12 protein-coding genes and 1 tRNA gene are annotated in these 15,601 nt (G+C 52.6%); 6 read left to right on the top strand and 7 right to left on the bottom strand.

The window, feature by feature from the left end; genetic code table 11:
- Position 1 precedes the first annotated feature (1 nt).
- From ACR0I1_RS19790 to ACR0I1_RS19770, 5 genes are all read left to right on the top strand, one after another.
- Positions 2 to 1,384, top strand: a complete 1,383-nt coding sequence (locus ACR0I1_RS19790) for a sensor histidine kinase (protein ID WP_480562667.1) — start codon at positions 2 to 4, stop codon at positions 1,382 to 1,384.
- Positions 1,385 to 1,448: 64 nt separating this feature from the next.
- A tRNA-Arg gene (locus ACR0I1_RS19785) sits at positions 1,449 to 1,525 on the top strand.
- 609 nt (positions 1,526 to 2,134) lie between these two features.
- On the top strand, positions 2,135 to 2,479 hold the full coding sequence (locus ACR0I1_RS19780; RefSeq protein WP_480707637.1) for an AAA family ATPase: 345 nt from the start codon (positions 2,135 to 2,137) through the stop codon (positions 2,477 to 2,479).
- 57 nt (positions 2,480 to 2,536) lie between these two features.
- Positions 2,537 to 2,800: a hypothetical protein gene (locus ACR0I1_RS19775; protein WP_480707636.1), complete on the top strand. Its 264-nt coding sequence runs from the start codon at positions 2,537 to 2,539 to the stop codon at positions 2,798 to 2,800.
- A gap of 254 nt (positions 2,801 to 3,054) precedes the next feature.
- Positions 3,055 to 3,261: a hypothetical protein gene (locus ACR0I1_RS19770; RefSeq protein WP_480707635.1), complete on the top strand. Its 207-nt coding sequence runs from the start codon at positions 3,055 to 3,057 to the stop codon at positions 3,259 to 3,261.
- A 215-nt stretch (positions 3,262 to 3,476) separates the two neighbouring features.
- On the opposite strand, the gene ACR0I1_RS19765 is transcribed toward ACR0I1_RS19770, so the two are convergent.
- From ACR0I1_RS19765 to ACR0I1_RS19735, 7 genes are all read right to left on the bottom strand, one after another.
- Positions 3,477 to 4,379, bottom strand: a complete 903-nt coding sequence (locus tag ACR0I1_RS19765; protein WP_480707634.1) for a DUF6602 domain-containing protein — start codon at positions 4,377 to 4,379, stop codon at positions 3,477 to 3,479.
- A 717-nt stretch (positions 4,380 to 5,096) separates the two neighbouring features.
- On the bottom strand, positions 5,097 to 6,185 hold the full coding sequence (locus ACR0I1_RS19760; RefSeq protein WP_480707633.1) for a hypothetical protein: 1,089 nt from the start codon (positions 6,183 to 6,185) through the stop codon (positions 5,097 to 5,099).
- 56 nt (positions 6,186 to 6,241) lie between these two features.
- Positions 6,242 to 8,077 carry a glycosyltransferase family 2 protein gene (locus ACR0I1_RS19755; RefSeq protein WP_480707632.1) on the bottom strand — a complete coding sequence of 612 codons (1,836 nt, stop codon included), beginning with the start codon at positions 8,075 to 8,077 and terminating at the stop codon, positions 6,242 to 6,244.
- The gene (locus ACR0I1_RS19750; protein ID WP_480707631.1) at positions 8,074 to 9,630 is read right to left on the bottom strand and encodes a hypothetical protein; all 1,557 of its coding nucleotides are present in this window, start codon (positions 9,628 to 9,630) and stop codon (positions 8,074 to 8,076) included. The genes ACR0I1_RS19755 and ACR0I1_RS19750 overlap by 4 nt, the downstream gene beginning before the upstream one ends.
- Positions 9,631 to 9,706: 76 nt before the next feature.
- Positions 9,707 to 10,927, bottom strand: a complete 1,221-nt coding sequence (locus tag ACR0I1_RS19745) for an NAD-dependent epimerase/dehydratase family protein (protein ID WP_480707630.1) — start codon at positions 10,925 to 10,927, stop codon at positions 9,707 to 9,709.
- Positions 10,928 to 11,078: 151 nt separating this feature from the next.
- Positions 11,079 to 13,616 (bottom strand): hybrid sensor histidine kinase/response regulator, encoded by a 2,538-nt coding sequence (locus tag ACR0I1_RS19740; RefSeq protein WP_480707629.1) that lies wholly within the window; start codon positions 13,614 to 13,616, stop codon positions 11,079 to 11,081.
- Between the two features lie 43 nt (positions 13,617 to 13,659).
- Positions 13,660 to 14,154, bottom strand: a complete 495-nt coding sequence (locus ACR0I1_RS19735) for a putative pterin-binding protein (protein WP_480707628.1) — start codon at positions 14,152 to 14,154, stop codon at positions 13,660 to 13,662.
- A gap of 155 nt (positions 14,155 to 14,309) precedes the next feature.
- Between ACR0I1_RS19735 and ACR0I1_RS19730 the strand changes: the two genes are divergently transcribed.
- Positions 14,310 to 14,927: a response regulator gene (locus tag ACR0I1_RS19730; RefSeq protein ID WP_480707627.1), complete on the top strand. Its 618-nt coding sequence runs from the start codon at positions 14,310 to 14,312 to the stop codon at positions 14,925 to 14,927.
- Positions 14,928 to 15,601: the final 674 nt, after the last annotated feature.

Genomic DNA, 15,601 nt, shown 5'->3' with positions numbered 1-15,601 from the left:
ATTGAACTCGCTGTCGGGCCGATTTCTGATCCTGACGACGGTCTTCGTCATGTTGGCCGAAGTACTGATCTTTGTGCCCTCGATCGCGCGTTTCCGTGAAGATTTTCTGCTGAACCGGCTGGAACGCGCCCAGATCGCCTCGCTTGCTTTGTTGGCCGACGATATGCTGGCTGATGAGCTTGAAGCGGAATTGCTGTCAAATGCGGGGGTCTATAACGTCGTATTGCGCCGCGACGAGGTGCGTCAGCTCATGCTGTCTTCACCGATCCCGACCCAGATCACCAAGACCTTTGATTTGCGTAATGCCAGCGCTTGGGTGCTGATCCGTGATGCTGTCTCGAGGCTGTTTACCCCCGAAAACGAGGTCATTCGTGTGATCGGCGCGCCGGTCAAAGACGCAGGACTGTTGATCGAGGTGACAATGGACAGTGAGCCCTTGCGCATGGCCATGACGGATTATGGGCTCCGCATCCTTGGGCTGTCCTTTGTGATCTCAATCATAACGGCCTCGTTCCTGTTTCTGGCTGTGCGCGTGGTACTGGTGCGTCCGATCAAAAGCGTTGTTGGCTACATGCAGCGCTATGCCAGCGCACCTGAGGATGCGCGCGGCATCATCTCCCCCAATTCCAAGGTGACCGAACTGCGCGAGGCCGAAGAGGCCCTGCAGATGCTTCAAACCGATCTGACCCAGGCCCTGAAACAACGTGAACGTCTGGCCCAGTTGGGCGGGGCGGTGGCTAAGGTCAGCCACGATCTGCGCAACATTCTGACCTCTGCTCAGCTGTTTACCGATCGAATTGAGGCCAGCAATGACCCCCTGGTGGCGCGAATGGCACCCAAACTTGTCAATTCGATCACGCGGGCGGTTTCCTTGTGCGAAAGCACCTTGGCGTTCGGACGCGCCGAAGAACCAGCCCCAACCCTGACCATGGTGCGCTTGCGGGACGTTACCGCAGATGTTGTCGCCAGCGAACAACTCGCCATTGCCGATGCCTGCGTTGAGATCGTGAACGACGTACCCGAAGATCTTGTTATCCGTGCCGACCCGGAACAGATTTTCAGGGTTGTCATGAATCTTGTGCGCAATGCCCGTCAGGCGCTTTTGGTCTCTGGTAAGGCGGGGCGCGTAACAGTGTCTGCATCTGAGCTTGAAGCCGACTGGTGCATCGAAATCAGCGATACGGGTCCAGGCCTGCCTCCTAAGGCCCGAGAGAATCTGTTTACACCATTTCAGGGTGGTGTTCGCAAAGGCGGCTCGGGACTTGGGCTCGCGATTTCGCAAGAATTGGTGCGGGGTCACGGCGGAGACCTGTTTCTGAAAGACACAGGGCCTGATGGAACCACCTTTGAAATAAGGCTTCCACGCGGCGATATGACTTTTTGAAGTTTTTTTGAAGAATCGACTTGCGCGCCCTTGGCCTCGGGTCTACATACCGCCTCACCAACGCGGACCGATAGCTCAGCTGGATAGAGTACTTGACTACGAATCAAGGGGTCGGGGGTTCGAATCCTCCTCGGTCCGCCACTTAAACCCTGTGTAAGGCGACACATGGTTCTGCCACCAGCGACAGAACCTTTCCATTTTCGCCTCACTTCCTTCATCCAGCACCCAGACCGATTTCAATGATCCTGACTTCCCTTTTTGGAAAATCAGGGCTGATTTGCAGATCAGACGCCGAAGGCGCCTGTTCCTGCTGATCTGCCGTGTGGCGAACGCGGATGGGGGCGAGGCAATGCTATTCGACAATAGTGGTGCGGCCCGCAGGCGCAGCCGAGGACACGGTATTGTCTAATAGGGTTGCCCGAGGGGGAAGGCAGCGCCTTACCCCTGATGGCCAGAGGCGTCCGGTTTGTCCAATTCCCGCTGGCTCACGAAACAGAATCGGCGGGGCGTCAGTCCTGCCACCTGAAACTTGATAGTTCTTTCTGGTCTTTCCCTCCTTACATTTTTTTGTTTCAGGAATGGATGCCGGATAGCCGTGACCACTACGGGAGGCTCGCCTCTACCGGGACCTGACAACTCTGCTGCGGCATGTTGAAGCTGGCAACCTGAAATAGATCAAAAAGCTCGCCATTCCCTTTTTCAGATTCTCTCATGATGATACTATGGCCTCAAGAAAAAATGAGGTTTTGCATGCGCTTATACAGCATTTCTGTAAGAAACTTTCGCCGCCTCAAGAGCATTGATCTAGATTTCGAAGAAAAGGAGACGGTGTTTGTTGGTCCAAACAACAGTGGAAAAACTTCGGGAACCGCAGTCATGCGGAGCTTCCTTGGAAATCGTGATTCTAAGATACACGACTTCTCGGTAAGCAGTATTTCGGCGATTGATGCTTACTTAAATGGCGATGGGGAAAACTTGCCACCGGTCGAGCTCGATCTGTGGTTCAAAGTTGATCCAGAGGCAGTATCGTTCGGGCGGGTATTCGCTCTTGCCACAACTCTATCGACTGATTTTACTGAAATCGGAATTCGGTGAGCCCTGGCAGTTGATGATGCCAACGAACTCTGGAGGCACTATAATATTGCTTTTCCGGTGGATCAGAACGGTGAACGCAAACGCTCGCTAAGCCATTTTCTGGATTTAGAGGGCAATTTGAAAAAGCACTATAGTGTTCAGTTTTCATCGCTGGAACGTATGGGCGAATTCTACACCTGGCTTAAGGAAACTGAAGAGGACCTGGCGACGGCAGTCCTCAGGGCTTGTGTGCAGGATTTTGTGCGTGAAAACTATCCGCTGCAGACCGGCGCAAAAGTTCTGGGTACGGAAATCTCTCTACGACAGTTGGAACCAAGATAAGCAGGCGGCGGAGAAAGGTTGATGCTCCGCCACACATGCTCATCGGTAAAAGTGGCGGTCTATCGATTGGGGCAACTACGTTAAACTGCTGTACCGCGAGGTAAAGAAACACGACTAGCAGTCGAAGAAATCTTACTGAACGGCTTCAACCAATATGGGAGGCCGTAGGCAAGCTGGGCGCGGATAGTCCCGAGCTTAATCTAAAGGCCTATCTCGATGAGATGTGGAGCGAAGACGAAACAACTACTGTTTCTTTGAGGACTGGAAAGGGTCTGGCTCGACGAGACGAAAAAATTGCGGAAGATCTTGAGGCCCAATTCAAGATGATTGCGGTCGCCTATGCCACTGGAGAATTGGATGAGATCGACCGCGTAGTTAACTACCTAGCGTTCATACGTCGCATGAAAAAGCAGGGTGTTTACGAAATTGGACACTGGAGCGATGAGGACCCAGATGGGTGACGATGTAACTAGAAGGTGGTTCACGTAACACCCGTTCAGCAATGTCCAATGGTTTTTATCTAAGGCCTTCCCTCCGAGAACTCAAAACCTGACACATATGCGGGTCGCGGCGAATGCCTCAAAAGAGCTCTCAGCCGTCGTTGCCCTGCAGGTAGCCCTTCGTTGGCGCGGCACGTCGGTAACAGCCCAAACGCGACATTCGAGTTACATCGTAGTCACCATTTTACGTGCAACCTTTCTATTTCGACGTGGTCGGTAACTCGGAATGGATATACCGCGACATCTGAAACAGCGGAGCAAAGGTCAGAAATAAAGGCAATTATGTGGTTGCATTCATCATCTGCGGGTATGAAACTCATCGTCGCACGGGCATTGTAATTGCCGTTATCCATCATGGCTCTTGGATAAAGATGAGCCTTACCATTATACGCGTATGTCTGGTAACCATCTGCAAGAGATAAAAACATATTATGATCCATTGATGCTTCTTCCTCACTTGTCACGCGAGAAGTGAAAGATTTAATTTCGTCTTTCATTGCGTTGGTGCCTCCTGAAATGTCAGAACAAACCACATAGCTGACTTTATTTTGCCAGTGAGTTTCAATGGGGTCATATAAGCGGTGCAATAATTCCTCCATACGATCCGAAATCGGCCTACTGCATCGCCCCGCCTCTTTGTCCTCCATGATCTGCAAGAGGTGTTTCTCCTGCGCAATTGCGACCTCAGCTGCGCGCCAGCTAGGACGAACCGGAATGGGGGTTTCGGGTCTCTCTAATGTGAGCTCCTTAACTTTTCGAAGCTTTTCCAGAACCTTTGTTATATCTGATCTTTGCAGCGACGACTTAACTTCACCGACTGCTACGATGGTTTCAATAGGGTAAAACCTTCGAAAAGCTGCGTCTTCCACCCTTGGCGTTTCATCTGCGTCAAACAAGACATTATCAACTTGAGTGCTAGTGTCGCCGTTTCTCCCAATAATGAAGCCGGTGCCTGTCTCTATATGCCTCGGAAGAAATGTTTTAAGTAGGTCCTCAAGAAGTCTTTCCCGATACCCCCCATACTCGCTCGAATGAATTGTCTTATTTCCCTCTCCTGACGAAAATGCCTCTTTAACCATTACTTCGTAGTTGTGGCGAAAAGATTTGGCTCTACTTCGAATGAGGGGAAGAAGTCTTGTATTTGCTGGCATTGAATGACCGATTCTCCAAACTGTGCGATCGCTTCTACCAAGCGAGCAGTTTTCGTAAAGTCGTCGATTGGGTCTCAATGCGAACAATCTGGTGTCAGTGGCTGCATTCCAAAGTCGTTGACGTCGGTGGCGACCACGAAGTCCGCGATCCACCGTGCCAGGTCAAGTTGGGATCGCTTTATAACCTGCAGTCCCCTTCGAATGGCGAGCACTTGGGGGTGCCTAGTCTGCACGTGCTGTGAATGGCGGCTTTCCTCAGCGCGTCTTCGGCATTGTCCTGCAACCATGGAGCCATATCCCATAACTTTGCAAGCCCCACTAACTGCGCATCGCTAGCATTGGTGTACCGCGCAGCATCAGTAGCTAAGGGCTCGAGACGGCCGATCTCTGCAATTGGGATCAATGTCTGCTGCCAGACAGATTTAAGTAAAGGTGCGTTGGGTCCGCTGGGGCGCTGATCACTCAACCAGAGATCGCTTCACATAAAACCGCTTCAGCGACGTTGATGGCGAGTAGCGACGAATTGAAACACCAAATAGTTTTGTTTCTCCGAGGCCAAAACGAGGTGCACGCTCGGAACTCTTCAGCCGGATCGCAAAAGTCCGTACCTGAATGTCCAAAACCTTCCATTTGCTCCGCCTCAGTTCACGAACCCGGGTGCGCAGTATTTTCAATTTTGCCGCTATGCTTTTCCTTTGTAATTGCACCCGCCACGGTCCGTACAGTTGCTCCGCGGAGTGGACCTGATGCGCAAATTGACCAAAGCTCGCGATCCCTGCAAAAACGGTTTTGAGCCTTGATTGTACGTGAGGTCATCATCCCATCGACCCGACCTTGATAATATCCGAATGCGCGAAGTTCCTTCTGTAACACGCGAACCCACGCATTCTTGTTGATCCAAAAGGCCGTGCTTGCTGCCTTGGCGTAGTTTTCTGGTTGAGCGTCTTCAAGAATATCTTCGACTTCCGACCAGAATCGAGTGGGATGCATTTCTGCAGCGAGCTTAATCAGTTCTGGCGACAACACCCGATCAGAAATGCCTGGGACTTCCGCGAGCATTGCACGTGTTTGAACAGCCTCTTCGCTTCTATCAGGCTGCGAAGACAGATAGACCAGTGCAACTGCGGCGTATCTCGCGTCACCCCCAAGGCCTGCACGCACAACTTGCTCTACGGCTGTATCCGGCGCCGGTCCACTTAAACGTTTCCAGTTTATGCGCACCACTAAATCGCGCGCCGCATTTTGATCACCGCTCTCCGCCATACGCTCCAAGATCGCTCGTCCCTGTTTGGCGTCTGAAGCGGCGCCCAACTTTCGATCAATGTGTGCCGTTGCCAAAAGCCGTTCTGCGCCGGGTTGGTTGTCGCGGGCGCCAGCTCGGAGGAGCTCCAATGCAACGTCACCCCGTCCCATCTCCATTTCAACTCGCGCCAGAGATGCAGTGGACCAAGGATGACCAGCATCAACGGCGCTCACATACCAATGACGCGCTGCTTCCAGATCCATTTGCGTACCGATCCCTTTTCGGAAGTGATATCCAATCCGATCAATTGCTGGAACGTACCCACTTTCTGCCAATGACATCATTGCAGCATGTGCTGCAACTGGATCGGCCTGTTCCTGCTGGATAAGAGATTTGAACTGTAAGCGTTGCTCATGGGCACGACCCACACTTGCCAATGTCAAAGCTAAGCCAGCGGCCAAAGCCATTATTCTCATTTTATGCTCCTTCACTTAACATCATCGGTCGTGCCGACCAATCTTCCGTGGCAGAGGTTGAAGTGTCGCGGTCATGCTACCCGTATTGGCTTGTCAGGAACGATGTCGCGCCGGATCGCAAGCTCAAGGTTTTCGGCGCGGATATCGATTAAAATGCTGAGCATAGATTCGAGTGTGAAATAGGCCCGCAAAACCCGAAATATCAGGTATTCTGGTAGCGCAAGGATGCCGCGCGGCACACCGTTTAGCAGCGACGCAACCACCGCCACGATCGCAGGCGCACCTGTGGTCACGGCCACGATGGATTGCCATACGATAGGGGTATTTTCGTTAAACGCGACGCCCCACTCTAAGGTCCCAAAAATTATCAGAGGGACAAGCATCGCGCGGCGTGCGGAGTTTACCAGCATGTAGGGCAGGATAACTTTCCCCCTCAACGTCACGTTTGGTCCATAGATCAGGTCCCGACAGCGCGACGAGATGTGATAGATTGAGCGGAACCAGCGCATGCGTTGCTCACGCATATGGCTGTAGGATGACGGCACTTCAGAGATGTAGCGGATTTTGGAATCAACAACCGAGTGGAAGCCCAACTCACCAATACGGAGCGAGATATCGGTGTCTTCACCATTCATCCCTTCAACAAAACCGCCCAGTTGGCGTGGGTGTTGCGTGCGGTAGACAACGAACATGCCCGGGATACCCACAACTCCGTTCACTGCTCCCATGGCAACTGAGTAAAAGCCGTGCTTCACAAGAACTTCCAACAGGCGAGCCCGGTCAAAAAGGGCTCCACCTGGTGGTACAGGCACGCCGCCGACAACACCTACGGAGGGATCTGTGAAGTATGGCATAGCTCGGGAAAAGTTATCTTCGCCCACAAGAGTGTCGGCATCGACACGCACAAGAAACTCGGTCTCGCAGGCATCAAGACCTGCGTTGAGAGCGTTAGATTTGCCGGGCTTCGGAACATTAATCACGCGCCCCTTTGCGGCCTTGCATGACAAGAGTGTCTCGCGCGCGATTTCTTCTGTGTCGTCGGTCGAATTGTTGTTCATGATTAGAACGTTAACTTCGCCACCATAGCGTTGTGCGGCGCGATCCATCGCGTTGATCGTGTCTTTTATGATGTAGGACTCATTATGCGCGGGCACGATGACCGAGACGGGTGGATTAAACTTGGGTTTCTTGGCGGTCGCCACATCGTAGATAGCAAGCACATAAAGCTGCCCAAAAAGCACGGGCAGGAACAGAAATACGCCCGGACCAATGCCACCCAACAGCGTCAGACTGCGCATCACTTCGACCAGATGCAGACCCAAACCGCCAACCCACATCGCGACTCCTGCTGCGATGGCAATTGTGACACCAAGGCGCAACAAGGCACGCATCTGACTAACCGGAATATGTTGGACACGTATGCGGGCCGGCATGAAACCACGCTCCAACAGTTTGAACGAATATACCGCAAAGCCGAACAAACCAGACGCAATAGCACTGAAATGCAGGGAGAAGGATGATCCGAGGATGTCTTCTGCCATGACATTTGCCAGATCGAATACCGCGCAACCTGCCAGAAAGGTCAGTACCAGATCCAGGCCAAACATCGATCGCCCACGGAAATCGCCGGAACTGAATGCAGCAAAAGCAACAAAGAACGAGATAAGGAAAATCCGGATCGCAATGGCGTGCCGCCCCGAATGGGCCGAAAACACATAGTCACGGTTTGGAAATACCTGTGCGACAAAATCAGTGTTCACGATCCAAAGTTGTGTTGTGGCAAGCAGCGCAAACACCGCCAGCATCTTGGGTGCCTGCCATTCTGAAACCGATCCGGCAAAACGTTTGGGTGCGCTGTCGACCGAGACAAAGTTGATCTGTTCGCGCTTGTCATCAACGCCACTCATCCTTTTGCCTCCGGTAATACCGGGGCGGCGGGCGTCACCAGCAGTGCAAGGCCGACATGCGACATTGGTTCGTTCGGCAATAGTTTTTTAATGGACAAGCCTTGGGTGGCACTGACTTGCGTGACTAACCAGGTGGCGCCAGCATGAGGTAAAAGCGGGGCAGGGTGACCTGGGCCCAGGACATGGATGTGAACCTTTCTTCCAGCCGGTTTGATTTCAACGCCAGCCGGTATCACTAGGTCCAACATGCGGCTTGCCGCGGCAGCGTCCGGCGCGGTTAGTTCTGAAGTCATGGCAATGTTGACCGGCCCAACATTATCCAAGGCGGTGTGTAGTTCGGACACTGCGTTGGCAAAGGGCATGTCACTAATGATCAAACGGGAATGAGGTAGTAACTCCGCCACGAGTTCAGGGCCCTGATCACACACGCCGTCTTTCGGAGCGGTCGTTGTCGCCACTACTTCCAGCGTATTTGTGGCGACCTGAATATCAACCGGGAGGTCAATTAACGTTTCGTACTCGGCTTTAGACCCCTTGGTATGCTCTTGAAAAACAAGTCGGTTGTTCAGCGTTACGGTGAGCGACCAATTTTGACCATGCATGAGGTGCCCAAGCTGCATGCGCAGGTCCAACTGGCTGGGTATGTACTGTCCGCTGCGCCCTCCCAAATCGAAACGCTCACGCCATACAGCTTGTCTGTAAAAGCGGCGCAAACCACCATTCATTCCTTTTTGCGCCAACGCGCCCACCGTTCGCCCATGCACATCGGTTTCAGGAAAGGCTGGAAGTACCGCGCGTAGCTCGAGCGTATTTAAGGCTGGTTCTTGTGGGGACGGAGCAAACACGGTTGCAAGGCCCCGTCGCTGGAACTGGGTTGCCAACACCAAGCGGCGAAGCTGTTCGTCCTTTTTCAGCCAGTGGGGCCAAGCAACACGCACGACATGACCCCAGGCGTGCACCTGATCGCGTACACTGTGCAGTGGCCGATCTAGCGTCAAAAAAATGGCACTGGTCGTTTCAATCTCAACAACGGCTTCGAAACCGTCCTGCGAACCACACTGGATTTGAGGGCCAGTGCCCTGCAGCGAGAAAGAAACGACCAGTTGGTTCCCTGCAAAGTCCACCTGTGAAAGAGGAATTTGCAGGGAACGTCCCACCTCGCCTGAACGCAGCAGCATCTCGCCTCGGCGGGTATTATTGATTGAGATGCGCAGCACCCCTTCAACCCCATCCAGAACCTGAGACGTTGCATCGATTTGGAGGTATCCAGACGTCGGGCGTGCATCCACTGGCATCATGAATGTGACGCTCTGGTAGGCGGGAAAACCGGATAAAATGACCGGATGGTCCGGATCGGCGCGCACAACCACGGCTTCGTACACATCCTGCGCTTGGGCGGGTGTGCGGTGCTCAAACACCAGTTGCGGGCCGAACGTTACTTCATGGAGGTAGCGTTTTCCTTGTTCCAGAATGTTCATTGTCGATAGCAGGAGGGCTATGCCTGCCAAAAGAAATCCCATGAGCCCAATGCCAATCATGCGCATGTTTTTCACTGTAATTTTATGGTTTTAAGTAACCGATCGCGCTGGCCCCACCTCCAAGCGGGACCAACACGGGCGGTGCAGAAGGTCAGGCCACTTTGTGTGGCTTTGGAAAGACAACGCCGGGCCGTTGTTTGTGGGTCCAGGTTGAAACACATGGGATCATCTTGTGAATGCACCGGCCGGCGTATTTTGCAGCTATCTTTTGTGTTTCGTCGATCAACCCTTCGGCCAGTGTGATCGGCTTCAGCCCCAATGAGAGAAAGGTTTTGTTCGAAACTCGCAGATCATTTTCAGCGGCTTCGTTGCGTGGGTTGTCCACGTTGGCGATCCGCGCGTCGGAAATATCTGCAACAAGTTTGGCTAGCTCGCGCACGGTATGCGTTTCAGTCATCTGGTTGAGGATTGCAACTTTGCCGTCCTTTTCAGGCGGATTTTCAACGGCCAGGGCAAGGCACTTCACGGTGTCCTGAATGTGGATGAACGCCCGTGTCTGGCCACCTGTTCCGTGCACCGTCAGCGGGTGACCAACGACGGCCTGCATCAAAAAGCGGTTCAATACGGTTCCGTAATCTCCGTCATAGTCGAAGCGATTTATCAGGCGCTCGTCCAGTTTCGTCTCGTTCGTTTGAGTTCCCCAAACGATGCCTTGGTGCAGGTCAGTAATGCGTAACCGGTCGTTTTTTGCGTAGAACTGGAACAGCAGTTGATCCATGGATTTGGTCAGATGGTAAACGCTGCCGGGGTTGGTCGGGTACAAGATATCACGCTTCGTGATCTGCTTATCGTCACCAGGGACATAGACCGGCAAGTAGCCTTCAGGGATTTCCAACCCGTCATCATCGTATCCATAGACGCCCATAGTCCCGAGGTGGACAAAGTGTGGGTCTAAACCCAGAGCGACCGATGCCGCTAGTAAGTTGTGAGTGCCCGAAATGTTGTTGTCGACGGTGTAGCGTTTCTCACCGACACCCTTCATCGAATATGGTGCGGCGCGTTGCTCGCCAAAGTGCACAATGGTGTCTGGTTTGATCGTGTCCAGCAAAGTGGTGACGGCGCCAAAATCCTGTGCAATGTCGATGTTTTTAAATGCAATGGTATTGCCTGAATGCTCTTTCCATGCGGCAAGTCGATCCTCCATGGACGCAATTGGCGTCAGGCTGTCAGAGCCCAACGCCGCATCAATTTCACGGCGCGACAAGTTGTCGACGATAGTAATGCTATGACCCAGCTTTGATAAGTGGAGCGCCGTTGGCCAGCCACAGAATCCGTCGCCACCGACCACTATGATTTTTTTTGAATCTTTCATTTTGATGTTCCTCTGCACGGGCCCCTCCAGGCGACCCTGTTCAAGATAAACTCAGGTGTAGAGTCCCGGAGCGAAACGTGCCGGGGTGCGAGAGTATAGATTGCGGGGATTAAGGCTGGGGCAGCTATCCCAACGGTTAGGGTGGATAGGCCTATGGGGTGTTGGTGTGGCGGTTGATGGCCCCATCAAGTACCGATTTGGACTTTGCTGCCTCGGCTTCCAGTGTTTCGGCCCAGATCTGCGTTGCCGTGAGATTTCCATCGCGCGCGTCAAGTTCCAGCTTTTCCAAAGCATCGTGGAGTTCAATCTGCCCCAATAGAGACGCCGCGCCCTTGGCGCTGTGGGCTGCTTCTGCAAAAGCCAGCGTATCGAGCGGGTCGCTCGCGACGCGAAGATCCGCCGTAAATTCAGCTATCTCGGACAGAAATTTCTCCGCGATATTTGCGACCTTAGCGCTGCCTAACAAGTCGATCATCTCAGAAAGGGCTTCGGGAAAGTGTGCCGTATCCGGTTTGGACAAGTGCTTGGAGGTCACTTCCGCAACAATATTTTGCAGAGCCTCTAGCCTGATGGGCTTGGTATGAAAGCGATCCATGCCCGCAGCTACAGATCTTTCACGGTATTCTTCGCGCCCATGGGCTGTTAATCCGACAATATGTGTCCCGGCGTTTATCCCGTTACTGCGGCGTAAGCGTTCGGTCGCTTCAATCCCGTCCATGACTGGCATGCTGATGTCCATCAAGATGATATCGAACGCCTCGTTCTTGGCCTTTTGCAAGCAATCTTCGCCGTTAACAGCCTCGCGTACAGTGTGTCCCATCGTCGTTAGCATGTCGCACAGGACACTGCGGTTGATGCTGTTATCTTCGACAATAAGGATATTGCAGGAGGGCGCTTGCTTGGCGTTTTGGGCCAGATTGTCACTGTCGTCTCGCGTCTCAGGTCCTGTGCGTCTTAAAGGCAAAGTTAAGATGAACACCGATCCCGCACCTTCGACACTTTTTAGGGACACATCCCCGCCCATCGCCCGCGCGATGCGACGAGAGATGGACAACCCCAAACCATCCCCACGAGCCTGGCGACCTTCGCTATTCGCGAGGGCAATAAAATCCTCAAACACCTGTTCGTGCTGTTCGGCGGGAATTCCGATGCCAGTATCGATCACTTCAAAACGGAGTGAAGAGGTTTCGGGGCCATGAATGCCGCTGACGCGTAAAGTGACCTCTCCATCTTCAGTGAACTTAATTGCGTTTCCGATCAAATTCGTAAGTACCTGGCGAATTCTCCCGGAATCACCGTGATATGGCCCTTGCACTGCTGGGTTTATGTCGAGTTTCACAGCCAATTTTTTCTCAATGGCGAGCGGTTCAAACAATTCGACCAACGCTTGCATTAGCTCTGTTAGATCAAAGGCTTCGGAGTTCAGTTGAAGATTACCCGTTTCAATACGAGTGATATCGAGTGCTTCGTTCACATGTTCCAGCAAAACCTCGCTGGAAGATGTTGCGATGCGGGTATAGCGAACCTGTTGGTCGTTTAGGGGGGTAGTCTTAAGCAGATCAAGCACACCCAGAATACCGTTCAGGGGGGTGCGCATTTCGTGACTCATCACTGTCATGAATTGTGATTTGGCCTTGTCCGTCCTCTCGGCTCGGTCGCGGGCATCAATCAGCTTCTGCTCGTTGATCTTACGCTCGCTGATGTCACGGATGTAGGCAATGAACTTGGTGTCATCACCATCATGAGTGGTTGTAACGTTTAATTCGACTGGGAACTCTTCGCCACTTTTGCGCAAAGCCGCAAGCTCGATACGGCCGGCATCAACGACACGTGGCGCGCCCGTTTCTAGGTAACGCTTCATGCCATTGTGGTGCGCATCGCGCATACGCTGTGGGATGAAGGTGTCCTCCATCGTCAACCCAACAATTTCGTCTCGGGTCCAACCAAAAACGCGCTCGGCCGAAGCGTTGAATTCGATAATACGTCCGGAACTATCTGAAGTTACAATCGCATCTAGTGATGCAGCGACGGTCGATGCAAGTTGCTTTGACGATGCAGATAGAGCCGCGTCCCTGCGAACGGAGCGCTGCAAAAGTCGATCCATGAAGAGTAACAGGAGTGCCATAAGGACCAGTAAACCGACTGCAATTCCCCCGGTTCGAGACAATTGGCCGGCCAATTCAGCGCGCCGGTCCTCGGAACGCTCGGCAACTATCCGGACGCCCAGCAATGCAAGCTCTCGAACAACAGGGCGAACGTCACGAACCAAGCGTTTCAGCTCAAGTAGATCAGTTTCGTCCAGTGGCTCGGACGAATCCAAAATTGCAACGGCATCGTCTCCAAAGACCTCGATTTGCTCAATCAATTCCGCCGCTTCGCTACTGTCACCATAAATTTCGCGGGCCCGTCCAGAATTGACAACGTTCAAACGACTTAAGGCAATGTCTGCACGCAACTGTAATTGGTCAGAGAAGCCTGTCTGTGCAGCAATTTGCTCGGTTAGAACGGCGTCGAGGTTCGCAAACTCGATGTCAAGCTGCGAAATGCTCCACTGAATGTTGTCTTCATCAGCGCTCGACAAGTCGCGTACCTGTGTTAACAGGTTCGAGACCATTGTTGCGAACAAGATGATCAACAGGCAGATGCCTGCCAATACCAAGAGGCGGTATCGGTTCAACTCTGGCTTCAATTGCAACCTCCTGCTTGAGGTCACCGTAAGCACACTCAGCGTGTTAATCTACGACTTTCAAATGCTTAAGCTGCCATATGCTGAACGTGTAGATCGTTTCAGCCCGGTATTTGGGATCCTGATCGTATGGGAAAACAACCCAATACGGCCCCTTGTCCCTAACAGACATCGTCTCGCCATCCATGCGAGTGGCGATGATCGGAGCGTCGTTTTCAAGTTCCGCAAGTGGCATCGTGACCTTGTAATCATTTAAGGCCACCATCTCGATACTGGTGCCGTCTGTGTTCAATTCGGTAAGCAGGGCTTTTAGCGGCACCCCCGAGAAAGTAACTTTATCATCTGTCCAGATCGTTGAGGTGCTGAATGTCACCTGGTCCATTGCGTCAAGATCTTGAAGGCTGAATTCGACGGTTGCGGAGTTAGAGCCTGATGTTGTTAATTCCAACGTCATCTCTGCCCGAGCTGTGGCCGGAGTGACTAAACTCAGCAATAGCATGAACAGCACGACGTAAATCCGCGAGTAGTGTTTTTGTGCCATTGAATAGACTCCGGGTCAGGTAAACTGGGTTATAACTATTGATCCCCCACGGTCATCAGAGCATTGGCTTAGGCAACTATACCAAAGTATAGTTCTGTCATGTTTTGGCCTGATTTTTTGGTTGTGAATGCGTTCAGCGTAAGGACACTGTGGACATGCCTAATATCCTCTTAGCTGACGACCATGATCTGGTCCGCGACACAATCGCGGCCTATCTGGAAACCGTAGACGACTTCAAAGTCCAAACCGCTGCCAATTTGGAAGAAGCGTTGGAATTGATGCGCGGTTTGGATTCCATCGATCTGCTGATCCTCGACTATCACATGCCGGGAATGGACGGCCTGAATGGCCTCAGTCGCGCCCGTCAGGCCTTTCCTGCGACTAAGGTTGCACTGATGTCAGGTGTCGCTAACCGGGAGGTTGCCAACAAGGCAATGGAGAACGGTGCAAACGGGTTTATCCCCAAGTCCTTGAAAGCTGTGTCGCTGGTCAACGCCATCAAGTTTGTACTGTCAGGCGAACGGTATTTTCCCTTCGATTTCGGACAGGCAGATGAGCCAGTGGAGTCGTCTGGCGTTTTTGCCACCCTGTCCAGCCGGGAGATGCAGACGCTGGAACAGCTCTGCATCGGCCTTTCAAACAAGGAAATTGCCCGAAACCTAGGAATTCAAGAGGTTACGGTAAAGCTGCATGTAAAAAACGTGCTGGCAAAATTGGGCGTTTCCAATCGAACGCAAGCCGCGCTACTGGCGAAAGAGAAGCAGTTGTTCTAAACGGCGGAACAAAGGCCACAACAGGTTTTATCTTTTCTGTTTCGAACTCGCATTTGGTTGCGTGGCGAATTTCTCATTCCACTAAAAGTGCCCTGTGTTGAGCGCGGAGTCTAAATAGACTTCGAGATTTGTCCTGCCGATCAATAAAAGGAGAGCAACGACGGTTGAATAGGACACTCGTGTTTTATGGCAGATCTTTGAGTCGCAAATGGTAAGGGTTACGCGAAAGAAACAACCAAGAGTTAGCAAATTCAATAGCTTAGATTTTGCCTAATGGCAAAACTATGTGTCGCCCGACACCCTGTTGAACGTCACACGAACCTGACCCAACCGTCACAGTTGGACCAGAAACGGGGTGAACGTTCGAAATTAGAAGGCGCCCCCAAAAGTTGGACATCAGTTGAGTTTGATCTTTGCGTCATCAACTAACACGCCACCCCCATCTCAGACTCCCGCAAACAGTTTGGTTTGATCTGACTTCCCTTTCGGAAAATTAGAGCTGACTTGCAGGCCAGACAGCGAAGCTGCCTGTTCCTGCTAATCTGCCACGTGGCGAACGCGGGAGGGGGCGAGACAACGCTATTCGACAGGGGTGGTGCGGCCCGCAGGCACAGCCGAGGACACGGCCCTGTCTAAGAGGGTTGCCCGAGGGGGAGGGCCGCGCCCTCACCCTG

This window comes from Ruegeria sp. B11, from assembly GCF_056539785.1.
This window is presented reverse-complemented; position numbering and strand designations above follow the sequence as displayed.

Bases quoted from the DNA above. Each gene is read 5' to 3' on its own strand.
- ACR0I1_RS19780 (WP_480707637.1), top strand. From the start codon at position 2,135: ATGCGCTTATACAGCATTTCTGTAAGAAACTTTCGCCGCCTCAAGAGC.
- ACR0I1_RS19735 (WP_480707628.1), bottom strand. From the start codon at position 14,154: ATGGCACAAAAACACTACTCGCGGATTTACGTCGTGCTGTTCATGCTA.
- ACR0I1_RS19755 (WP_480707632.1), bottom strand. From the start codon at position 8,077: ATGAGTGGCGTTGATGACAAGCGCGAACAGATCAACTTTGTCTCGGTC.
- ACR0I1_RS19765 (WP_480707634.1), bottom strand. From the start codon at position 4,379: ATGGTTAAAGAGGCATTTTCGTCAGGAGAGGGAAATAAGACAATTCAT.
- ACR0I1_RS19730 (WP_480707627.1), top strand. From the start codon at position 14,310: ATGCCTAATATCCTCTTAGCTGACGACCATGATCTGGTCCGCGACACA.
- ACR0I1_RS19745 (WP_480707630.1), bottom strand. From the start codon at position 10,927: ATGAAAGATTCAAAAAAAATCATAGTGGTCGGTGGCGACGGATTCTGT.